Here is a 23,776-nt window from a genome sequence, read left to right as displayed (position 1 = left end):
ATGAAAAATTTAAGTTTAATAATAGCATTAGGGTTTTTCCAGGTTTGTTTTGGCCAAAATCCAATTATTCAGACCCATTTTACGCCAGATCCGGCTCCCATGGTCTATAAAGGGAAAATGTATGTTTATACAGGGGATGATCAGCCGGGATTTGATTTTTATACAATGACCAAATGGAGGGTGTATTCCACAGAAGATATGGTCAATTATACAGACCATGGTTCGCCTATTTCTTTAGAGTCCTTCAGCTGGGCACGGGACAGGGCCTGGGCAGCACAGTGTATTGAAAGAAACGGAAAATTCTACTGGTATATCTGTGCCCAGACCGTTGACAACAATATGGCTATTGGGGTTGCGGTGTCTGACAGTCCCACCGGGCCGTTCAGAGATGCTTTGGGAAAACCTCTGATTTCAACCGGAACCTGGGATAATATTGATCCTACGGTTTTTACAGATGATGACGGACAGGCTTATCTGTATTGGGGAAACAGTAAATTATTTTATGTGAAGCTCAATAAAGATATGACTTCCTACCAGGGGAAAATCACAGAAATTCCGCAATCGGTGGAAGCTTTCGGCGGGCTGAGACGTCCCGGGAAAAGTGATGAAGTTCTGCAAAAGCAGGAAAAATTTGATGATGTATATGTAGAAGGACCATGGCTTTACAAGCGAAACAATCAATATTATATGATGTATGCCGGAATGACCGGAAGAACAGAATGTTTATCCTATTCAACCAGCCCATCGCCAACCGGGCCGTGGAAATATCAGGGGAAAATAATGACCGACCAGCCGACCAACAGCTTTACCAATCACGGTGGAATTATTGATTTCAAAGGAAAATCCTATCTGTTTTACCATACCGGATTATTGCCGGCCGGAGGAAGCTATGGACGCTCAACTGCTTTAGAAGAATTCACATATAATGCTGACGGGACTATTCCGAAGATCACCATGACCAAAGAAGGTGTAGCTCCGGCTGGAACCTTAAATCCATATCAGAGAACCGAAGCCGAAACTATGGCATGGTCGGAAAAATGCAGCACTTCCGAAAACAGAAAAACCGGAGTGTATGTCTCCGATGCCAGAGCAGGAGGGTATATCAGGGTCCGTTCGGTAGATTTTGAAAAGGGAACTTCAGGATTTTCAGCTTCCGTTGCCGCAGGAATTGATGGCGGAATTCTGGAAGTTCATCTGGATAATGTTAAAGGGCCAAAAATAGCCGAGATTGAAATTCCGAGAACCGGTGGCTGGGAAGAGTTCAAAACCCTGACCTCAAAAATTTCAGAATCTGTTTCCGGTGTTCACGATGTCTATTTTGTGTTCCAGGGGAAAAATATTACGGCAGGAAGAAAGCTGTTTAATTTCGATTACTGGAGCTTTCAGAAAAAATAAAACTGACTATGAAAAATACAATACAATATATACTGGGGCTTTGTCTGATAGGTTTTTCCGAAAGTTTATCAGCGCAGAACCCTATTATTCAGACCAATTACACTGCAGATCCGGCACCAATGGTCTACAATGACAGGCTGTATGTATATACCACACACGATGAAGACGATTCCACCTGGTTTACCATGAACGACTGGAAAGTATATTCCACCAATGATATGGTGAACTGGACAGATCACGGAACAATTCTCTCGTATAAAGATTTCGACTGGGCAAAACGTGATGCCTGGGCCGCACAATGTGTAGAAAGAAACGGAAAATTTTTTTTATACGTTCCGATGTGGTCCAAAACCAATAACAAAGGCGCTATAGGGGTTGCCGTTGGCGACAGTCCGTTTGGGCCTTTTCATGATCCGCTGGGAAAACCTCTTGTTCAGAGCGAATGGGGAGATATTGATCCCACCGTTTTTGTGGATGATGACGGACAGGCTCATATGTATTGGGGAAATCCTAAATTAAAATACGTAAAGCTGAATGAAGATATGATCTCCTATTCCGGAAATATTACAGAAGTTCCGATGACCGAAGAATCATTTGGAAAAAGGGACGGAAAGCCTAACCCGGAAAGACCCACAAAATACGAGGAAGGGCCGTGGCTATACAAAAGGAAAAGCCTGTATTATCTTTTCTGGCCGGGAGGTCCGCTTCCCGAATTCATAGGATATTCTACAGGTAAAACAGCACAGGGACCCTGGAAATATGGAGGAATTGTAATGCCTACTGAAGGGAAATCATTCACCAATCATCCCGGAGTTATTGATTTCCGGGGGAAAACCTATTTCTTTTATCACAATGGTGCATTGCCGGGCGGAAGCGGTTTTACAAGATCGGTAAGTCTGGAAGAGCTTACATTCAATAAAGACGGTTCCATCTCACCATTTAAAATGACCAACGGAATTACAAAAGCTATTGCAGCAGTTAATCCTTATTCGTTCAATCAGGCTGAAATGATTGCCTGGTCGGAAAATGTAAAATCCTATCAGAATAAAGAGGCTGGTGTTTTCATCAAAGCAAAGAAAAATGGGGCTTATAGCAGTGTAAAGAATGTAGATTTCCGGAAAAAAGGAGCCGCTGCCTTCTCTGCAAGAGTAGGAACTACCCATAACAGTGACGTTACAATGACCGTTCATCTGGATGCTGTGAACGGTCCGGTTGCTGCAACGGTAAAGGTTCCGATGACGGGTGGAGATGACCGCTGGGAAACCGTAAAAGTTCAGCTAACTGAAAAGATTACCGGTACTCATGATCTGTACTTTGTATTCAATGGAAAAGCCTCAACAGATATTATGTATTTCGATTACTGGACCTTTCTTGAAAATAATTAATTATGAGAAAAAAAGTTTTATATATCGTATTCAGCCTGTTTCTGATCTGCAAAAGCTTTGCGCAGGTAGCAGAAATTTCAAGCCCTGATGGGCATCTGAAGCTTCATGTTTTTTCAGAGGACGGAAAAGCCTTATATGATGTTATCCTTCAGGGAAAAGCAATGCTTGAAAAATCCCCGCTGGGTTTGGTAACCAATGAGTCCGATTTCTCAAAGAATCTGAAATTTGTCGACAGCAAAAAAGATATCGTTTCTAAGAAATATACAAACGAAAAAATCAAAAAATCTGAGATTGATTACAAAGCCAATACTTTATCGGTTAATTTCATCAATGCAGATCAGCATCAAATAAGCATTGAATTTCAGGTCAGCAACAACAATATTGCTTTCCGCTATAATATTCCACCGATGAAAGAGCGGCTGAGTGTTGTGGTACAGTCAGAAACTACAGGATACAGATTTCCGTCACAGACCACTACGTTTCTTTCACCTATGATGAAGCCAATGACAGGATTTGCCCGCACAGCCCCAAGTTATGAAAGCGGCTATAAAGCAGATGCTGAGCTGGGAATGCCATCCGATTACGGATACGTTTTCCCGGGTCTTTTCCATATCGGAAATGAAGGCTGGGTATTACTTTCCGAGACTGGAGTGAACAGTTCGTATTGTGCTTCACACCTTGAAACCACAGCAGAAAAAAGTCTATATAAAGTAGCGTATCCGAATATTGCTGAAAATAACGGCTTCGGAAGTACCGGAGCAGCTGTTTCTCTTCCCGGAAAAACACCGTGGAGAACAATTACAGTAGGCAGCTCCCTGAAACCCATCGTAGAAACTACCATTCCTTTTGATGTGATAGATCCGATGTATGAGCCTTCACAGGATTATCAATTTGGGAAATCTACGTGGAGCTGGATTCTGTGGCAGGACAAAAGCATGAACTATGATGATCAGGTGAAATTCATCGACCTCGCTGCTACGCTGAAATATCAGTTTATTCTTATGGATGCGCTTTGGGATAAAAATATAGGTAAAGACCGCATGAAAGAGCTTATTCAATATGCAAAATCGAAAAATGTCGGGGTATTACTTTGGTACAATTCCAACGGTGCGGCGAATGATGCTCCGATGGGACCTAGAAATAAAATGAGCTCATCCATTGAACGGAAAAAGGAAATGAAATGGCTGAAAGATGTTGGTGTAAAAGGACTGAAAGTGGATTTCTTCGGAGGAGACAAACAGGAAACCATGCGTCTTTACGAAGATATTCTGTCAGATGCCAATGATTTTGGACTAACCATAATTTTCCATGGAGCTACTTTACCGAGAGGCTGGGAAGTAATGTACCCGAATTATGCAGGAAGTGAGGCCGTTCTTGCTTCAGAAATGCTCTATTTCTCAGAAGATGTCCGTAAACAGGAAGCTTTTTTTGCCACACTTCATCCTTTCATCAGAAATACAGTGGGAAGCATGGAGTTTGGCGGCACTTTCCTCAACAAATATTTGACAAAATCCAACAGGGATAAAAATAAAAGACATACTACGGACGGTTTTCAGCTGGCTACAGCAGTCCTGTTTCAGAATCCCATTCAGATGTTTGGCATCATGCCGAATAACCTGACCGATGCTCCGGAATTTCAGCTCAGCTTTATGAAAAAAGTTCCGACACTTTGGGATGAAACAGTTTTCATAGACGGCTATCCCGGGAAATATGCCGTGGTTGCGAGAAGACATGCGGATCAATGGTATGTGGCTGGCGTAAATGCTGAGAAGCAATCCCAAAAACTGAAAATAAAGCTTCCGATGTTTGCAGGGAAAAACTTGAAACTTATCAATGATGATGCAAAAGGAAATACATCAGAAAAGGGAGTGAAAGTAAATGCAAAAGGCGACTTTACGATTGAAATTCAGCCGAACGGAGGATTTGTACTAAGAAATTAAAGATTGATAAAACGAAAAACAGAAAAAATGCGCTTCAAAAACTTATACATCTTTATCATTTCGGGATTTTTGGTTTCCTGCTCTTCCTCACAGAGTCTGGAAAAGCAGTCTTCCAAAGACCAGTGGCTTACCACCTGGGCAACGGCTCCCCAATTGGTGGAACCTAAAAACCTTCCGCCGGAACCGGGGCTTTCGGGGAATACCCTACGTCAGATTGTCCGTGTATCTGTGGGTGGAAAAAAATTGCGGTTACGTTTTTCCAACAAATATTCCATGGATAGTCTGGCGGTAAAAGCCGTTTCTATTGCCGTGCCATCTGATAGCAGCAATGTGGATGCAGCCACCATCAGATCATTAACGTTTGAGAAGAAAAACAATTTTAAAATTGCCCCCGGATCTGATATCTATTCTGATGAAGTGAACTTTAACCTGAAGCCTAATTCGTTGCTGGCCATTACCATTTCCTATGGAAAAGTAACCCAATCTGTCGTCGGGCATCCTGGTTCAAGAACAACCTCTTTTATTGTTAAAGGTGAGCAGGCCAATGCTGCGGTATTTAAAAATCCTGTAAAAACAGATCATTGGTATTCGCTTTTTAATATTGATGTAAAGACCAATGAACCTTCATATGCTGTTGCAATCATGGGAAATTCCATTACTGATGGAAGAGGATCAGGAACCAACAGACAGAATCGCTGGCCGGATATTTTTTCTCATCGGTTACTGGCAAATCCTTCTACCGGGAATGTAAGTGTCCTTAATTTCGGGATTGGTGGGAATTGTGTAGTGCATGGCGGTTTGGGTCCTACAGCATTAGACCGTTTTGATTATAACATCCTCAATCAGCAAGGCGTAAAATGGCTTATTATTTTGGAAGGAGTGAATGATCTGGGAGGAACAAGAGATGCTGATGATGCTTCCAAAAGAACAGAAGAACTGATTGCGGCTTACCAGGTGATGATTGATAAGGCACATGCTAAAGGAATCAAAGTGTACGGAGCAACGATTCTTCCTTTCGGAAAGTCATTCTACGACAAACCTTTCCGTATCGAGGCCTGGAAAAAAGTAAATGACTGGATCAGGAACAGCGGGAAGTTTGATGCCGTCATCGATTTTGCCCAACATATGCAGAGTGAAAATCCGGAAGTCATCTTAAACGATATGCACGATCATGATTTTCTTCATCCCAATGAAGCGGGCTACAGGAGAATGGGAGAATTTGTGGATCTTAACTTATTTAAAAATTAAAATCAAAAAGATATAGTATGAATTTTACAAAAAACATTTCGCTGTTTCTTACGTTGTTGTTTATTTTTTTTGTAAAAGCAACCGAACCATTTATTTCTTTTGCCAGGACAGAAAATTCGATGGTGTTGAAAGAGCGTAATTCAGGTTTGATGCTTTTTTCAGACAGCGATTCGGATAAAGGAATTCTGCGTGCCGTTGCGAATCTTCAATCCGATTTTCAAAAAGTAACCGGTGTTCAGCCTGAGCTTATTTCCCAAAATTCCGGTATGAACGGAATGGTCATCATTATTGGTGAAGCAGGTAAAAGCAAGACCATTGATAATTTAATTCGTCAAAAAAAGCTGGATGGAAAAGCATTAACAGGGAAAAGAGAAAAATATATCATTCAGAATGTCAGTAATCCATTTCCGGGCGTTTCTGAAGCCATTGTGATTGCAGGAAGTGATAAAAGAGGAACGATTTACGGGATTTATGAAATGTCTCAGCAGATAGGTGTTTCACCATGGTATTATTGGGCAGATGTTCCGGTTGAGAAAAAAGATAATGTATACTTTAAAAAAGGAATGTATACCGATGGCGAGCCTGCTGTAGAGTATCGCGGTATTTTCCTTAATGATGAAGAGCCTTCGTTGGGAGGTTGGGCCAGAGCAACCTTTGGTGGAGTAAACAGTAAGTTTTATGAGAAAGTTTTTGAGCTGATCCTGCGACTCAAAGGAAACTATATCTGGCCGACAATGTGGGGAAAGGCATTCTATGACGATGATCCTCTTAGCGGGCCGTTAGCCAATGAAATGGGTATTGTCATGGGAACTTCCCACCATGAGCCTATGGCTTTGGCACAAACCGACTGGCACAGGTATATTAAAAAAAATAACCTCCCGAATGTCTGGGACTACGCTAAAAATGCGGACGTTTTACAAAAGTTCTGGAAATCCGGACTCGAGAGAAGCAAAAACTGGGAAAAACTCGTAACAGTAGGAATGCGGGGTGATGGTGACGAAGCAATGGGAGAGGGAACCAATATTGCCCTGCTCGAGAAAATTGTAAAAGATCAGCGTAAAATCATTGCTGATGTTACAGGAAAAAAGGCTGAGAAAACACCCCAGGTATGGGCATTGTATAAAGAAGTTCAGGACTATTATGATAAAGGAATGAGGGTTCCGGATGATGTGATCCTGCTGTTCTGTGATGATAACTGGGGAAATGTAAGAAAGCTTCCTGATCTTTCAAAACCTTTGCATAAAGGCGGATATGGAATCTATTACCACTTCGATTATGTAGGCGGCCCGAGAAATTCCAAATGGATTAACATCAGTCCCATCCAGAGAGTCTGGGAACAGATGAATCTTTCCTATGAACATAAAGTAGATAAGCTTTGGGTAGTGAATGTAGGAGATTTAAAACCAATGGAGTTTCCGATCAGTTTTTTCCTGGAAATGGCCTGGAATCCGAAGCAGTTTAATGTTAAAAACCTTTTAGAATATACTGAGAAATGGGCTGCTCAGCAGTTTGGTGCAAAACACGCTACGGAAATTGCGAGGATGATTAATCTGTATTCCAAATACAACAGAAGAGTAACCCCTGAAACCCTTGACAGCAAAACGTACAGCCTTGAGAATTACCATGAATTTGAAACGGTTTTAAATGATTACAGAGCTTTGGTCGTAGAAGCTTTACGGTTAAAAGAGCAGATTCCTGCCGAATATCAGGATGCTTATTATCAGTTGGTTTTGTATCCTATCGATGCATGCAGCAATTTGTATGAAATGTACTATGCGGTGGCAAAAAACAGGGAACTGGCAGCAAAAAAAGATCCTGAAGCCAATTTCTACGCAGATAAAGTGAAGACATGTTTTGAAAGAAACGCTTATCTGGATAATCAATACAATAATGTAATTGTCGGAGGAAAATGGAAGCATATGATGGATCAGATGAGGATAGGATATAAAAGTTGGGCAGACGGAAAAGAAAATATAATGCCTGAAGTGACCTATATTTCTGACGCTGAGGTTCCCAAAGAAAAGGTATTTCAGGAGAAAAACGGCTATGTTTCCATTGAAGCAGAAAACTTTGCAAGAATGAGCAATTCTGACCGGATCCATTGGGAAGTGATTCCTGATTTTGGAAAAACAAAGTCGGGAGTGACAACGTTTCCGCAGAATGCCTATCCAAAAGCTGATGAAAATATCTGGCTGGAATATGATATCAATTTTGAATCAAAAGGCGAGTTTGAAGTCCAATTATTATTAGCTCCGACTTTAAATTTTAATCATAATAAAGGACTCCGCTACGAAATTTCTTTTGACAACGAAACTCCGCAAATTGTCAATTTCAATGGCCATTACAAAGGAGAATTGGGAAGATGGCAGTCTGAACATATTATTAAATCCGCTACAAAACATTTGGTTCAGCAGGCTGGAAAACATACGTTACGTTTCAGAGTGCTGGAACCCGGCATTGTCCTTGAAAAGATACTGATCAACACCGGAGGCATAAAATCCTCTTATCTGGGCGCTCCGGAAAGCGAAATGCTTCACTAAGTGGGCCAATACTCATCACAAACAACACTTTAATTATGAAACACTCATCTTAATTCACATTCCAATCTGAAATACAGTTCCCTCACAGAGAATGAAGAGAAAGAACAGCGGATGATTTTGTAAGCAACTTTATTTAACAGATCGCTGCCTGATATCATTCAGGGTATTTTCCTGACGGTTTTTGAAAATTAACCGTCTTGATGGGGAATCTATTGCCCTTACTTTAATTGTTTACGATCAAAATCACGACTATCTAAAACTAAACCATTATGAAAAAACTTTTAAATCTTTTCAGCATTCATTCTATATGTTTGTTTTTCAGTTGTCTGGCTTATGGACAGCTTACTACTGTAAAAATTGATAAGAATATTCCTTATCAGAAAATAAAAGGATTCGGGGGATTTGTATGCAGCCCTCAGTTTGCCTATAACCATATGTCTACATCAGAGATTCAGACGCTTTGGGGGACATCCAGTGAAGGTGGATATAACATTATGAGATTGTATATTCCCGAAAACAGCAGTAACTGGAGCTCAGTACTGGCTACAGCACAGCTCGCCAAATCTATGGGACTTACCATTTTTGCTTCGCCTTGGACAATGCCCGCAGCCTGGAAAACCAATAACCATGTGAATGCAGTGTATACTGATGCGAACGGAGTACAGCAGGTAGGATATTTAAAGCCGGAAAATTATCAGGATTATGCGCTTTATCTTAACAGCTTTGTTACCTATCTCCAGAACAACGGAGTAGAGCTCGATTATATCTCCATTCAAAATGAACCGGATGAAATGGCACAGTATCAGGGATGTATCTGGACTCCTGCGCAAATTACCAATTTCATCAAGAATTACGGACAGCTTATCAATTGTAAAGTGATTGCCCCGGAAAGTGTGGGATTTACGGATAATTTTGCCAATGCTTTGCTGGATCCTTCGGCAATGGCTAATTTTGAAGTGTATGGAGGGCATCAATACGGGCTTATGCAGTCTACCTACAAACAATTCCAGAATTACAACAAAGAAATCTGGCAGACAGAATATCTGATCAACTGGAACTCTTCATCCACCCAGCCGGCAAGAGATTTCAGCTGGAACATAGATGCTTTTACTTTCGCCGGCAGCGTCAACAATGCATTATTGGGTAATATCAATGCCTGGATCCATTACTCTGCCAAACGGTATTACGGCTTAATGGGTGACGGAACTTATGGAACTCCCGCAGGTGTAATGACCAAAAGAGGTTATATTCTTTCACATTATGCCAAATACACAACAGGAAAAACGAGAATAGAAGCCAAATGGGATGACAAAACCGGAGTTTTACAAGGCTCTTCTTATATTTCCCAGGATGGCAATCAGATTGTTCTTATGGTCATCAACTCTTCTCAGAATGCTTATAGCCTTAAGGTTGATCTGCCTTTTTACACGACTTCAGGAACAAAAGTACTGACCAATACACAATCCAATATGGTGAGCACACCTATTTCTTTGAGTACGGCAACATTCCGGCCTACTGCTGATATCAGCCCTTCCAGTGTCATGACTTTTGTTTTCAATAAAAGCGGTGACAGACCTGCTTCTCTCATGACAGGCGGTGATATTCATTATAATAAAATTGAAACACAAACTGCTACCAGTACAGCTTTTGGGACAGGATTCAATATCAGCAATACAACGGTGACGTTCTCCAATCCAAGCCCTCTTATCAGTAATAATATGACTGCGGCTAACGGATATCTTCAGCTTAATGACCGATACAATAAACTGATCCTGCATGTAAACAGCTATACAACAGCGGGACAAAGCTATTCGGACAATACGACTTTATACTATATCAACAGTCAGGGCGTAACGAAATCATATAATTACGGCAAGATTAATTTTCCACAGGGAGGAAACTTCGATATCACATTAGATATTTCAAGACAGGTGCTTACAGACGGATGCAAAGGAATTTTAGGACTGAGAAATTCCAATTACAGCTCCGTGCTTACGATTAATCTGGGAGATGTTTATTTCAATGTAGGAAATGAAATTGCTTCTAAATTCGGGGGAACCTACTCCGCAAGCGACAGCTATCTGATGGATGCACTGGAAAACGGCTATTATACTTCTGTAGACTTCAGAAATGCATCAGGAGTTACATCCTCCAACAACTGGCAGCCTATGAGTGCCAACACTAACAGCATTTATTATGTGAATTCAAACGTAAGTTCATCTGCTAATAATGTGATTGCAGGGACAGCTTGTTCAAATCTTGTCCTTTCCGGTCAGGGTAAGGATTTTCAGGTGCCGTTTAACTTTACAGCGAATACAGCTTCTTACAGCCGTACCATTAATGGCTATGACGTGCTGATCTTACCATTCCAGGCTAATATACCTTCCGGAGTTACTGCTTATCTGATGTCTCCGGATGCAAATAATATCAGCTGTATCGCAATTTCAAACGGGATTATTCCTGCAAATACCCCGGTACTCATCAATGCGACAGGGAATATTACTTTCAACGGTACAGGAAATGTTTCCACACCCAAAGCAATCACGGTCAATCAGATGAACGGAGTCTATCAGAGCATCAAAGTCCCGGCGAATGCCTATGTGCTGAAAACAGAAAACGGAGTAACAGGCTTTTATAAAGTAACTGCTGGAAGTGAGCCTGTAATAGGATCATTCAAAGCATATCTTACAGAAGAAAATGCCTATTCAGCTAATGTTCTTCCTTTAAATTTCGGATCGTTAAGTGCCAGAAACATTTCTGCTGAAGCTAAAAAAGAGGGAATAAAAATATATCCTAACCCGGTAAAAGCAGACCTTTTCATTGATTCTGATCTGTCAGAAGCTGCCGCCACCATTTTTGACGGAAGGGGAAGTGTGATCAGATCCGGATTAAAAATAAATTCAGGAAAAAACCATATTAATGTGGGAGATTTCCCGGCCGGTATTTACTTTATTGAGGTTACTCATAAAAATAATACGGTACTAAAACAAAAATTTATCAAAGAGTAAACTGAATCCAAAGCCATCATGAGCACTGGTTATGGTGGCTTTATTTCTACAATTTGGTAGATGAAAACCAAAAGTAAGTAGGATTTACTATCAATTTAAGTGTATTATTTACATTTATTTAAAATAGAACGTTATATTTGTTTTTTAGAGCATTGTTGCCCAATGATAAGGCAATTTGTATAAAATAATAATGAAAACATAATTATCCATGAAGATATGTGAAATCAGTGGTTAAATCATTATTTGCAGAATCCACAAAAGTTTTTAGGACTTTACTGACCTCTAATTATTATAAAGAAATATGCGCAGTCATCTGTGAAAATCCGTGAATTCTGTGGTTAGAAATCATTATTTACAGAATCCACAAAGTCTTAGGACTTTATCGAAACCATACTACCTATGAAAAGAATCGTATTAATCCTATGTGCAACACTGGCAGCACCTTTATTTATTGCCCAGAGCCATTATAAATACCCATTCAGAAACCCGGATCTTCCGGTTAATGAGAGAATAGAAAACCTTCTTTCCTTATTGACCACAGAAGAAAAGATAGGAATGATGATGGATAATTCCCAGGCAGTTCCCCGTTTGGAAATTCCAGCCTACGGATGGTGGAATGAAGCGCTTCACGGGGTGGCAAGAGCAGGAACTGCTACTGTTTTCCCTCAGGCGATCGGGATGGCGGCAACATGGGATGTTCCGGAGCATTTTAAAACTTTTGAAATGATTTCTGATGAAGCACGGGCAAAATACAACAGATCTTTTGATGAAGCCCAAAAAACAGGGCGGTACGAAGGACTGACCTTCTGGACACCCAATATCAATATTTTCCGTGACCCAAGATGGGGAAGAGGCCAGGAAACCTATGGTGAAGACCCTTATCTTACCTCTGTTCTGGGTGTTGCTGCAGTAAAAGGGCTGCAGGGAAACGACCCGAAATATTTTAAAACCCACGCTTGTGCCAAACATTTTGCAGTACACAGCGGACCGGAATGGAATCGCCATTCCTACAATGCAGAAATTTCAAAAAGAGATCTGTATGAAACCTATCTGCCCGCTTTTAAAGCATTGGTTCAGGAAGGAAATGTAAGAGAAGTAATGTGTGCCTACAATGCTTTTGATGGCCAGCCGTGTTGTGCCAATAATACGTTGCTTACTGAAATTCTCCGTGGAAAATGGAAGTATGATGGAATGGTAGTCTCAGACTGCTGGGCACTGGCCGATTTCTTTCAGAAAAAATACCATGGTACCCATCCTGATGAAAAAACAACCGCAGCAGATGCCCTTAAACATTCGACAGATCTGGAATGCGGAGATACTTATAACAATCTGAACAAATCTCTGGCCAGCGGGCTGATTACCGAAAATGATATCGATGCATCAATGCGCAGAATCCTGAAAGGCTGGTTTGAGCTTGGGATGCTTGATCCTAAATCTTCCGTTCACTGGAATACCATTCCTTATTCTGTAGTCGATTCTGAAGAACATAAAAAGCAGGCACTGAAAATGGCACAAAAGTCAATTGTGCTGATGAAAAACGAAAAGAATATTATGCCTCTCAGTAGAAATATTAAAAAAATTGCCGTTGTAGGACCAAACGCTGATGACGGATTGATGCAGTTAGGAAACTATAACGGAACCCCTTCTTCCATTGTAACGATTTTAGACGGAATCAAAACCAAATTTCCAAATACTGAAATCATCTACGAAAAAGGAAGTGAAGTAACAGATCCTTCGTCCAGAACATCACTCTATCAGAATTTTATCAGTCAGAAAAACGGCGCAAAAGGAATGAAAGTAGCGTTTTTCAATAATAATGAATTCAAAGGGCAGCCGGCCAATACTTCCGTAAATTCTACTGCCATCAGCTACAACAGCTTTGGAGGAACCCAGCTTGCACCCAATGTAGGAAGAGAAAATACCTCAGCGATCATTTCAGGGATTTTTAAAAGTACCTATACAGGAGAGGTCGTGTTTTCTGCTTCCACTTCCGATATCTATACACTTTTCGTGGACGGAAAAGAAATCGCAACAAGAAAAGGACCTGATGCAAGACATCCTTCAGAGTTTCCTGTAAAAATGGAAAAAGGAAAAGAATACAAGATAGAACTGCGTCATACACAAAAAGGAAAATATGTGAGCATCACCTTTGAAGCGTACAGAAAAGACCCTGTTAATTTTGCTTTGGTAAGGGAAAAGGTGAAAAATGCAGACGTCATTATCTTCGCTGGCGGACTTTCACCAAGTCTGGAAGGTGAAGAGATGATGGTGAATGCAGAAGGCTTCAGAGGAGGTGACAAAACTTCGATTGCCCTTCCTAAAGTCCAGAGGGACTTGTTGGCGGAGCTTAGAAAAACCGGAAAACCTGTTGTTTTTATTCTTTGTACAGGAAGCGCCCTGGGATTGGAACAGGATGAGAAAAATTATGATGCTTTGTTGAATGTCTGGTATGGCGGACAATCCGGAGGAACGGCTGTAGCAGATGTTTTGGCAGGAGATTATAACCCTTCCGGAAAACTGCCCATTACTTTTTACAAAAACCTTGAACAGCTGGATAACGCTCTTTCAAAGACAAGCAAGCACGAAGGATTTGAAAATTATGATATGCAGGGGAGAACGTACCGTTATATGACAGAAAAGCCTCTTTATCCGTTCGGGCATGGCCTGAGCTATTCAAAATTTGTTTACGGAGATTCAAAACTCAGCAAAAATACGATCAGTACCAGCGAAAATGTGACGATCACAATTCCGGTAACCAATATTTCAGAAAGGGAGGGTGAAGAAGTCGTTCAGGTCTATATCAAAAGAAATCATGATGCCCAGGCACCGGTAAAAACGTTAAGAGCTTTTGAAAGAGTTTTAATCAAATCTGAAGAAACAAAAAATATTCAGCTAACCCTCTCCAAAGAGTCATTTGCCTTCTATGATGAAAAAGCAGATGATCTGGTTGCAAAACCCGGCGATTATACCATTTTTTACGGCGGAACTTCTGATGATGCAGGGTTGAAAAGTATTCCGCTAAAAGTAAAATAAAAATTGATTCGGAACAATTGAAACCATTGCAAGCCTACAATAGCTTTCAAAAATATATGATCTATGACAACAAAAAATAAAATATTTTCCATCGCGATTTCCCTCAGTGCTGCTTTTTTTTCGGCTCAGAATAATACGGTCCGTACTTTTAACCTGGATTTGAAAGAAACTCCGGCACCTGTTAAAATACAACCTACCATGTACGGGATTTTCTTTGAAGACATCAATTTTGCAGCTGATGGCGGATTGTATGCGGAACTGATTAAAAACCGCAGCTTTGAATTTGACGAACCATTTACAGGATGGAAACAGCCCAACACAAAAACACTTTCTCCTAATCTGGACTCCGGATTTCTGACCATTTTTTCCGATCCTGCCAAAACCAATAAGAATTATGCAAGAATTACCGTTCTTAATGATAAGAATTATATTCTGGAGAATGAAGGTTTCAGGGGAATAGGGCTTCATCAGGGAGAACAATATAATTTCAGCTTTGATCTGGAGAATTTTTCAGGAAATATAGCTGCGGTAAATGCAAGTCTTGTTGATGAAAATGGAAAGGAAATTTCTTCAGTTTCCACACTTATAAAAAGAAACGGATGGCAGAGATATACAGCTGTTTTTAAATCACCACAAACTGTAGAAAAAGCAAAACTGCGGATTACATTTACCGGAAACGGTATTGTGAATATGGATATGATCTCACTTTTCCCTCAAAATACCTGGAAAGGCAGAAAAGGCGGATTACGAAAAGATCTCGTTCAGAATCTATATGATTTGCAGCCCGGATTTTTGAGGTTTCCGGGAGGCTGTATTGTAGAAGGAAGAACATTGGCTGAGCGCTATCAGTGGAAAAAAACAATAGGAAATATAGCAGACCGTGAATACCTTATCAATAAATGGAGCACAGGCTTTCCACACAGGCTTACACCGGATTACGGACAGTCTTTCGGATTAGGATTTTATGAATATTTTCAGCTTTCCGAAGATCTGGGTGCAGAACCGGTTCCTATTCTGAGCTGTGGAATGGCATGTCAGTTCAATACCGCAGAGCTGGTAAAAATAGAAGACCTCGATCCTTATATTCAGGATGCCCTTGATCTGATTGAATTTGCCAACGGAGATTCCGGAACAAAATGGGGTAAAATCCGTGCTGAAATGGGACATCCACAACCTTTTAATTTAAAATTTATCGGAGTGGGAAATGAACAGTGGGGAGCGGATTATATTGAACGTTATAAAGTATTTGAAAAAGCCATTCATACAAAATATCCCGGCATTAAGATTATTTCCGGAAGCGGACCATCACCCGATGGCGAGTTCTTTGAATATGGCTGGAAAGAACTGAAGCAGCTTAACGCACAGATTGTAGATGAACATTATTACAACTCACCCGACTGGTTTATGAAAAATGCAGGCAGATATGACCAGTATGACCGTTCCGGGCCAAAAGTCTTTGCCGGGGAATATGCAGCCCAGTCGGTAGGAGTGGTAAAACCTGATAACAAAAATAACTGGCTGACGGCCCTTTCAGAAGCTGCTTTTATGACCGGTCTTGAAAGAAATGCAGATGTGGTCTATATGACTTCCTACGCACCGCTTTTTGCCCATGCTGATGGCTGGCAGTGGACGCCCGATCTCATCTGGTTCAATAATCTGAAATCTTACGCCACTCCCAATTATTATGTTCAGAAATTATTCTCCAACAATAAAGGAACGGATGTACTGAAAATAGAAAGCAACGGAAAAGCAGTATCCGGCCAGGAAAAATTATACGCTACAGCAGTTAAAGATGCCAAAACTCATGAGATCATTATAAAAATGGTCAATACTGATACTCAGGCTAAAACGGTAAGTATCAACCCCGGAACTCTGAAAATCGGTAAAAAAGTAACCAAAATTCTTCTGTCTGCCCCACAGCTTTCCAGTGAGAATAATTTCGATGCTGAACCTGTGAAACCCAAAGAGGAGAATTCAGAAGCTAAAAAAGGTGAAATTTCAACGGAAATTCCGGCCAATTCTTTGGTTGTTTTAAAGGTGAAAACAATTTAATAAACTGTTTTATAGTATGTTATAAAAAATAAGTGTGTTTTTTACATTTATTTAAAATAGAATCTTATATTTGTTTTTATCTCATCAGGAGAATTTAAAATCTCAATAATCAAAAACGTTTCACCACCATGAAAAAATATGTTATCGGGCTGGACTACGGTACAGATTCCGTACGGGCCGTCCTTATTGATACTGAAAACGGTTCTGAAATAACTTCTTCAGTCAGCTACTACCAGAGATGGAAGGAAGGTAAATTTTGTAATCCTTCAGCCAACAGTTTCAGACAGCATCCTTCAGATCATATTGAAGGTCTGGAGAAAACCATTTCAGAAGTAGTAAAAGAAAGCGGGGTACCGGCAGAGCAGATCGTCAGTATTTGTATTGATACTACAGGCTCTTCACCGCTTCCGGTTACAAGTGACGGAACAGCTCTGGCGCTGGTTCCGGGGTTTGAGGAAAATCCCAATGCCATGATGGTTTTATGGAAAGACCACACCGCTATCCGTGAAGCCGAAGAAATCAATACCCTTGCAAGAACCTGGGGTGGTGAAGATTATACAAAATATGAAGGCGGTATTTACTCTTCAGAATGGTTCTGGGCCAAAATACTGCACATCAGCAGAGCTGATGCAGAGGTAAAAAATGCTGCATACACCTGGATGGAGCACTGTGATTATCTGACCTATCTTTTATCAGATCATAAAGACCTGGCAACCTTCAAAAGAAGCCGTTGTGCTGCCGGCCACAAAGCCATGTGGCATGAATCATGGGACGGGCTGCCTTCCGAAGAATTCCTCAACAGGCTAGATCCTTCTCTGGGAACGCTCAGAGGAAGATTATACAGGGAAACCTATACTTCAGATGAAATTGCCGGCTGCCTGAATGAAGAATGGGCCGCAAAAACCGGTCTTACCACCCAAACTATTATTACAGTAGGAACTTTTGATGCCCATTCAGGCGCAGTGGGAGCAAAGGTGGAAGAAAATACCCTGATCAGAATTATGGGAACTTCTACCTGTGATATTATGGTAGCCTCACAGGAAGCTATCGGAGATACAACCGTAAAAGGAATCTGCGGACAGGTTGACGGCTCTGTAATTCCCGGACTGATAGGACTTGAAGCAGGGCAGTCTGCCTTTGGAGATGTACTGGCATGGTATAAAGATATCCTGATGTGGCCGGTTCATCAGGTGATGATGCATTCCGAAAGTATTTCAGAGGAGCAGAAGACAAAGCTTGCTGAAGAAATGGAGACCGGACTTATCCGAAAATTGACCCTTGAAGCAGAAAAAATTCCTCTTTCAGATACTGTTCCGGTTGCCTTGGACTGGGTAAACGGAAGAAGAACACCGGATGCAGATCAGGAACTTAAGGCAGCGATCAGCCAGCTTTCTCTGGGAACAAAAGCACCCCATATTTTCAAAGCTTTAGTCAATGCCATTTGTTTCGGAGCTAAGAAGATCGTTGACCGTTTTGAGGAGGAAGGGGTGAAAATCAATAAAGTGATCGGAATCGGAGGAGTCGCAAGGAAATCGCCGTTTATCATGCAGACCCTTGCTAATGTTCTGGATATGCCGATTGTTGTTGCCGCTTCAGACCAGACTCCTGCTTTGGGAGCTGCTGTTTATGCGGCCGTGTCAGCAGGAATTTATCCGACCGTTCAGGAAGCCAGTATGAAAATGGGCTCCGCATTTGAAGCGGAATACCAGCCGAAAGCGGAAGAAGTGCAGCACTACAGAGAACTAATGCAGCAATACCAGAAGCTCGCTGATTTTGTAGAAAACAATACCAGACTGAAAAACAACAGGAAAGAACTTCAAAACTCCTGATTCTCCCATTTAACCTTTTGAATACTACTCAAAATGAATACCTATAAAGAACTCCAAAGAGAATGCTATGAAGCGAATATGCAGCTGGATGCCCTGAAGCTGGTGGTCTATACTTTCGGAAATGTAAGCGCTGTAGACCGTGATAAAGGTATTTTTGCCATTAAACCAAGCGGTGTTCCCTATGACATTTTAAAGCCGGAAGATATGGTGATTTTAGACTTTGATGCCAATGTCATTGAAGGCAGTCTCAGACCTTCTTCTGATACCAAAACCCATGCTTATCTGTATAAAAACTGGGAAAACATCGGTGGAATTTCCCACACGCATGCGATCTATTCCGTGGCGTGGGCACAGGCACAATTGGATATCCCTGTTTTCGGGACCACCCATGCAGATCATCTTACGACGGATATTCCCTGCGCTCCACCGATGCGGGACGAGCTGATCGAAGGAAACTACGAATACAATACAGGAATACAGATTCTGGAATGCTTTAAAGAAAAACAGCTCTCTCCGGAAGAAGTAGAAATGGTTCTTATAGGCAATCACGGTCCGTTTACCTGGGGGAAAAATGCAGAGAAGGCTGTCTACAACAGCAAAGTGCTGGAAACCATTGCCGAAATGGCTTATCTCACCAGGCAGATCAATCCTGATGCGGAACGTCTGAAAGACTCACTCATCAAAAAACATTATGAACGTAAGCACGGCAAGAATGCCTACTACGGACAGAAATTTAAACACTAAACACTTTAAGATAAACAACTATTAACGATCAACAAAACTATGTTAACACCTCTCAATACCAAAGAAGTCTGGTTCATCACAGGAAGTCAGCATTTATATGGGCCAGAAACACTGGCACAAGTGGCAGACCACTCAAGAAAAATTGGGGAAGAACTAGAAAAATCTTCTTTCATTCCGGTAAAAATCATTGTAAAGCCAACGGTAAAAACTACCGAAGAGATATTTGAAACTATTGCAGCCGCCAATCATGCAGAAAACTGTATAGGAGTTATCACCTGGATGCACACCTTTTCACCAGCCAAAATGTGGATCAGAGGATTAAAAATTTTACAGAAACCTCTTCTGCATCTGCATACCCAGTTCAACAGAGATATTCCGTGGTCTACCATGGATATGGATTTTATGAACCTTAACCAGGCGGCTCATGGAGACCGTGAATTTGGTTTTATGGTAAGCAGGCTCCGAAAGAACAGAAAAGTTGTGGTTGGGCACTGGTCGGAAGAAAGAGTTCAGAAGCAGATCGGCGACTGGAGCCGTGTTGCTGCAGGCTGGGACGACTGGCAGGGAGCTAAATTTGTACGCTTCGGAGATAATATGCGATTTGTTGCCGTAACAGATGGAGATAAAGTGGAAGCTGAAACCCAGTTCGGCTTTTCAGTCAATACCTGGGGAATCGGTGATCTTGTAAGCGTTATCAATTCTGTAAGCGAAGGAGAAGTAAAAAGCCTTATGGAAGAATATGAATCTTCTTATCACATGGCAGCTTCCCTTCTGGAAGGAGGTGCTAACAGAAGTTCACTGCACACCGCCGCAAAAATTGAATTAGGACTTGAAAAATTTTTAAAAGATGGAGGATTTAAAGGATTTTCAGATACCTTTGAAGACCTTCACGGGCTGGAACAGCTGCCGGGAATTGCCGTACAGCGCCTGATGCAGAAAGGATACGGATTTGCAGGCGAAGGAGATTGGAAAACAGCGGCACTGGTACGTGCCATGAAAACAATGGGGCAGGGCCTTGAAGGTGGAAATGCCTTTATGGAAGATTATACCTATCATCTTGATCCTTCTAACCCTTCTATTTTAGGCTCCCACATGCTGGAAGTAGACCCTGTGCTGGCAGCCGGAAAACCTTCATGTGAGATCCATCCGTTGGGAATCGGAGGAAAAGCAGATCCTGTTCGTCTTGTTTTTAACTCCAGAGGAAATATTGATTCTCTGAACGCAGCACTGATGGACTTTGGAAACCATTTCAGACTGCTGATCAACAAAACCAGAGCATTGGAAATTACAGAAGAGCTGCCAAAACTTCCGGTAGCAAGAGTTTTATGGAAACCTCTTCCTGATTTATACACAGCCGCAGAAGCCTGGATACTGGCGGGAGGGGCACACCATACATGTTACAGTGAAAATATTTCGGCAGAGCAGCTGGAAGATTTTGCTGAAATAGCAGGAATTGAATCATTAGTCATTGATGAAGATACCAGAATGCGTGATTTTAAAAATACACTTCGTTGGAATGAAATGTATTATCGTTAATTAATTGTAAAAAATATGTAAATAATTATGAAAAAAACAACATATAACGGCATTTTTATTTTATTATTTTTAATTATTTTCGGCTGTAGAAAAGAAAATAACAAACAGGATATTTCAGGAAAAATGGAGAATGTTCAAACTTCAGCCTATGGAGTGACGCCCAAAGGTGATTCTATTAAAAAATACACGCTGACCAATAAAAACGGGATGAAAGTTGAGGTCATCAACTTCGGAGGAATTATCACCTCTTTAACCGCTCCGGACAGAAACGGAAAATATGAGGATGTAGTCCTTGGCTTTACAAAACCCGAAGGATATTTCGATGGCAACCCTTATTATTTCGGAGCATTGATCGGAAGATACGGCAACAGAATTGCTAATGCCAAATTTACACTCGATGGCAAAACCTATGAAATCAACAAAAATGATGGTCCCAACAGCCTTCACGGAGGAAAGGAGGGATTTCATACCAGATTCTGGAATATTGAGATAGTAAAGGATGCAAAATTTCCGACATTGAAATTATCCTATACCAGCGCAGACGGTGAGGAAGGATATCCGGGGAAGGTAACAACAACTGTTTTCTACACCCTTACAGACGATAACGCCTTGGAAATTTCTTACGAGGCTGAGACGGATAAGCCTACAGTGGTAAATCTTACCCAGCATTCTTATTTTAACCTGTCCGGGAATTTTACTAAAACGATTACTGATCATGAACTACAGATTAATGCAGATCATTTTCTTCCGGTAAATGAAACATTGATTCCTACTGGTGAGCAGAAAGCAGTAAAAGGAACTCCTTTTGATTTTACGGTTTCAAAGTCTATCGGAAAAGATATCAGTGCAGACGATGATCAGCTGAAAAAAGGAAAAGGATATGACCATAACTGGATTTTAAATGGAAAAGGTTTGAGAAGTATCGCGAAAGTGTATCACCAGGGAACAGGAAGATTAATGGAAGTCTTCACGGATGAACCCGGTGTGCAGTTTTATTCCGGAAATTTTCTTGATGGAAAATTTGATACCAAAACCGGAGGTAAAAATGAATTCAGAACAGGATTCTGCTTAGAGACACAGCACTTCCCGGATTCACCGAATCAGGCCTCTTTTCCTTCCACAGAACTGAAGCCCGGACAGAAATACCACTCGAAAACCATCTATAAATTCTCCGTAAAAAAGTAAACTATGGGAAAATTAGCAACTATTGATATCATCATATTCCTGATCTATTTTGTAGTGGTAGCTTCTTACGGATTATGGATCTATAAAAAGAAAAAGTCTGAATCCACAGGAAGTAAGGATTATTTCCTTGCGGAAGGATCTTTGACCTGGTGGGCGATCGGAGCCAGCTTAATTGCTTCCAATATTTCTGCTGAACAGTTTATCGGAATGAGCGGTGAAGGTTTCTTTGTCGGAATCGCTGTTGCCGCTTACGAATGGATAGCTGCTCTTGCGTTGATCATTATCGCAGTCTGGTTTATTCCAATCTATCTTAAAAATAAGATCTATACCATGCCCCAGTTTCTGGAAAGAAGGTATAACAAATCTGTTTCACTGATTATGGCTGTATTCTGGCTGTTTCTGTATGTTATCGTGAATCTTACATCCATCCTTTACCTTGGTGCTCTTGCTATTGATACTTTACTGGGAGGAGAGCATCTTCACGGTATTATGATCGGTCTTTTACTTATGGCCCTTTTGATTGGTCTCGGAGGAATGAAAGTAATTGGATATACAGACGTTATACAGGTGGCAGTCCTTATTATCGGCGGATTTGCGACGGTTTATATGGCGTTGCAGATTGTGGACCAGAGAATCAACGGAGCTGCTGTAGGAAATGCGCTGGCAGGATTTAATACCCTGATCAACGAGGCACCGCAGCACTTTAAGCTGATTCTTCAAAAACCAACGACTACGACCACTACTTTGGCAATGCCTCAGAACCTTGAGGTACAGAAATATGTGGTGTTACCGGGTCTGGCCATGTATTTTGCCGGGCAATGGATTGTTAACCTGAACTATTGGGGGTGCAATCAGTATATTACACAGAGAGCCTTGGGAGCAGATCTGAAAACGGCAAGAACAGGAATTCTGTTTGCAGGTTTTCTGAAACTATTTATGCCTGTAATTGTAATGCTTCCGGGAATCGCTGCTTATGTTTTATATTCCAAGGGACATCTTCCCGGATTCAACGGAGTAAAAGACGGGGCATACTCTGCAATATTGGGATTTTTACCTGTTGGACTTAAAGGATTGGCTATTGCAGCATTGACCGCAGCGATTGTAGCTTCACTGGCAGGAAAAGTAAACAGTATTTCAACCATTTTTACGTTGGATATCTATAAAAAATACCTTAAAACAGATGCCACCGAAATTCAGATGGTGAGAACGGGTCGTTGGGTTATTATTATCGCCATGATGGCTGCACTGGCCTTTACCTGGACAGATGTTTTAGGAATTGGTGGCGAAGGCGGTTTCACATTTATCCAGAAATATACAGGCTTTATCAGTCCGGGAGTTTTTGCCATGTTTCTTCTGGGAATGTTCTGGAAAAGAACGACTGGCACAGCTGCTTTGGTAGGAGTAATTTTAGGTTTTGTTCTTGCCATTTTCTTCAACAGCTTTGCCGTGGGAATTTTTGGGAAAGAAACCTGGATGTATACCGCATTCACTTATGAAAAGCTTGAGAACGGAGTAGTGCATACCATTACCGAAATTCCTTTCCTGATCAATATGGGATGGTCATTCTTTATCACCATAATCGCGATGATCCTGATCAGTCTTGCAGGTCCGAAAATTAATTCTAAAGCCTTTGCCATTGATGTAGCAATGTTTAAAGTAGACAACAGGACATTAGTTTTGATTGTGATGACGCTGCTTTTACTGACCGCCTTGTATGTAAGATTTTGGTAAACGTAGAAATATGTTATAAGTGAATGGTCAATAGTGAATTCGTTTCACTTGTCAATTTTAAAAATTCACCATTGACTTGCGAAGCAAAATTGACTTTTCACACATTATTAAAAATAGGATGCTTTTTTTTGAGCATCCTATTTTTTTTTA

Annotated in this window: 13 protein-coding genes; all 13 read left to right on the top strand. The window is 41.1% G+C overall.

Going from position 1 to position 23,776, the window contains the following annotated elements; translation table 11 throughout:
• The 13 genes from AC5YGI_RS15280 to AC5YGI_RS15220 all read left to right on the top strand — a co-directional run bounded on the left by AC5YGI_RS15280 (nucleotide 1) and on the right by AC5YGI_RS15220 (nucleotide 23,626).
• Entirely contained in the window at nucleotides 1–1,395 is a 1,395-nt protein-coding gene (locus AC5YGI_RS15280) for a glycoside hydrolase family 43 protein (RefSeq protein WP_330746064.1), read from the top strand.
• 8 nt (nucleotides 1,396–1,403) lie between these two features.
• Nucleotides 1,404–2,780: a glycoside hydrolase family 43 protein gene (locus tag AC5YGI_RS15275; protein WP_496168915.1), complete on the top strand. Its 1,377-nt coding sequence runs from the start codon at nucleotides 1,404–1,406 to the stop codon at nucleotides 2,778–2,780.
• 2 nt (nucleotides 2,781–2,782) lie between these two features.
• A complete protein-coding gene (locus AC5YGI_RS15270; protein WP_496168914.1) occupies nucleotides 2,783–4,720 on the top strand; it encodes a glycoside hydrolase family 97 protein in 1,938 nt (645 codons plus the stop codon).
• A gap of 27 nt (nucleotides 4,721–4,747) precedes the next feature.
• A complete protein-coding gene (locus AC5YGI_RS15265; RefSeq protein ID WP_496168913.1) occupies nucleotides 4,748–5,968 on the top strand; it encodes an SGNH/GDSL hydrolase family protein in 1,221 nt (406 codons plus the stop codon).
• Nucleotides 5,969–5,985: 17 nt separating this feature from the next.
• Nucleotides 5,986–8,508, top strand: coding sequence for a glycosyl hydrolase 115 family protein (locus tag AC5YGI_RS15260; protein WP_496168912.1), 2,523 nt, complete (start codon nucleotides 5,986–5,988; stop codon nucleotides 8,506–8,508).
• Between the two features lie 269 nt (nucleotides 8,509–8,777).
• Complete coding sequence (locus AC5YGI_RS15255; RefSeq protein WP_496168911.1) at nucleotides 8,778–11,516, top strand: T9SS type A sorting domain-containing protein; 2,739 nt, start codon at nucleotides 8,778–8,780, stop codon at nucleotides 11,514–11,516.
• Nucleotides 11,517–11,915: 399 nt separating this feature from the next.
• On the top strand, nucleotides 11,916–14,549 hold the full coding sequence (locus AC5YGI_RS15250) for a beta-glucosidase (protein ID WP_496168910.1): 2,634 nt from the start codon (nucleotides 11,916–11,918) through the stop codon (nucleotides 14,547–14,549).
• A gap of 63 nt (nucleotides 14,550–14,612) precedes the next feature.
• A complete protein-coding gene (locus AC5YGI_RS15245; protein ID WP_496168909.1) occupies nucleotides 14,613–16,601 on the top strand; it encodes an alpha-L-arabinofuranosidase family protein in 1,989 nt (662 codons plus the stop codon).
• Between the two features lie 128 nt (nucleotides 16,602–16,729).
• Nucleotides 16,730–18,430: a ribulokinase gene (locus AC5YGI_RS15240; RefSeq protein ID WP_330746072.1), complete on the top strand. Its 1,701-nt coding sequence runs from the start codon at nucleotides 16,730–16,732 to the stop codon at nucleotides 18,428–18,430.
• A 33-nt stretch (nucleotides 18,431–18,463) separates the two neighbouring features.
• Entirely contained in the window at nucleotides 18,464–19,174 is a 711-nt protein-coding gene (locus AC5YGI_RS15235; protein ID WP_330746073.1) for an L-ribulose-5-phosphate 4-epimerase, read from the top strand.
• A 39-nt stretch (nucleotides 19,175–19,213) separates the two neighbouring features.
• Nucleotides 19,214–20,710: an L-arabinose isomerase gene (gene araA / locus AC5YGI_RS15230; RefSeq protein ID WP_330746074.1), complete on the top strand. Its 1,497-nt coding sequence runs from the start codon at nucleotides 19,214–19,216 to the stop codon at nucleotides 20,708–20,710.
• A gap of 27 nt (nucleotides 20,711–20,737) precedes the next feature.
• Nucleotides 20,738–21,895 carry an aldose epimerase family protein gene (locus AC5YGI_RS15225; protein WP_330746075.1) on the top strand — a complete coding sequence of 386 codons (1,158 nt, stop codon included), beginning with the start codon at nucleotides 20,738–20,740 and terminating at the stop codon, nucleotides 21,893–21,895.
• Between the two features lie 3 nt (nucleotides 21,896–21,898).
• Nucleotides 21,899–23,626: a sodium:solute symporter family transporter gene (locus AC5YGI_RS15220; RefSeq protein ID WP_496168907.1), complete on the top strand. Its 1,728-nt coding sequence runs from the start codon at nucleotides 21,899–21,901 to the stop codon at nucleotides 23,624–23,626.
• The last annotated feature ends 150 nt before the right edge of the window (nucleotides 23,627–23,776 follow it).

The sequence above is a fragment of the Chryseobacterium sp. CS3K3.1 genome (genome assembly GCF_059515165.1).
This window is presented reverse-complemented; position numbering and strand designations above follow the sequence as displayed.

What these genes read in the sequence shown, in the direction of transcription:
- AC5YGI_RS15240 (WP_330746072.1), top strand. Translation starts at nt 16,730, where the DNA reads ATGAAAAAATATGTTATCGGGCTGGACTACGGTACAGATTCCGTACGG.
- AC5YGI_RS15265 (WP_496168913.1), top strand. Translation starts at nt 4,748, where the DNA reads ATGCGCTTCAAAAACTTATACATCTTTATCATTTCGGGATTTTTGGTT.
- AC5YGI_RS15235 (WP_330746073.1), top strand. Translation starts at nt 18,464, where the DNA reads ATGAATACCTATAAAGAACTCCAAAGAGAATGCTATGAAGCGAATATG.
- AC5YGI_RS15250 (WP_496168910.1), top strand. Translation starts at nt 11,916, where the DNA reads ATGAAAAGAATCGTATTAATCCTATGTGCAACACTGGCAGCACCTTTA.
- AC5YGI_RS15270 (WP_496168914.1), top strand. Translation starts at nt 2,783, where the DNA reads ATGAGAAAAAAAGTTTTATATATCGTATTCAGCCTGTTTCTGATCTGC.
- araA (WP_330746074.1), top strand. Translation starts at nt 19,214, where the DNA reads ATGTTAACACCTCTCAATACCAAAGAAGTCTGGTTCATCACAGGAAGT.
- AC5YGI_RS15225 (WP_330746075.1), top strand. Translation starts at nt 20,738, where the DNA reads ATGAAAAAAACAACATATAACGGCATTTTTATTTTATTATTTTTAATT.
- AC5YGI_RS15245 (WP_496168909.1), top strand. Translation starts at nt 14,613, where the DNA reads ATGACAACAAAAAATAAAATATTTTCCATCGCGATTTCCCTCAGTGCT.
- AC5YGI_RS15260 (WP_496168912.1), top strand. Translation starts at nt 5,986, where the DNA reads ATGAATTTTACAAAAAACATTTCGCTGTTTCTTACGTTGTTGTTTATT.
- AC5YGI_RS15280 (WP_330746064.1), top strand. Translation starts at nt 1, where the DNA reads ATGAAAAATTTAAGTTTAATAATAGCATTAGGGTTTTTCCAGGTTTGT.
- AC5YGI_RS15275 (WP_496168915.1), top strand. Translation starts at nt 1,404, where the DNA reads ATGAAAAATACAATACAATATATACTGGGGCTTTGTCTGATAGGTTTT.
- AC5YGI_RS15220 (WP_496168907.1), top strand. Translation starts at nt 21,899, where the DNA reads ATGGGAAAATTAGCAACTATTGATATCATCATATTCCTGATCTATTTT.
- AC5YGI_RS15255 (WP_496168911.1), top strand. Translation starts at nt 8,778, where the DNA reads ATGAAAAAACTTTTAAATCTTTTCAGCATTCATTCTATATGTTTGTTT.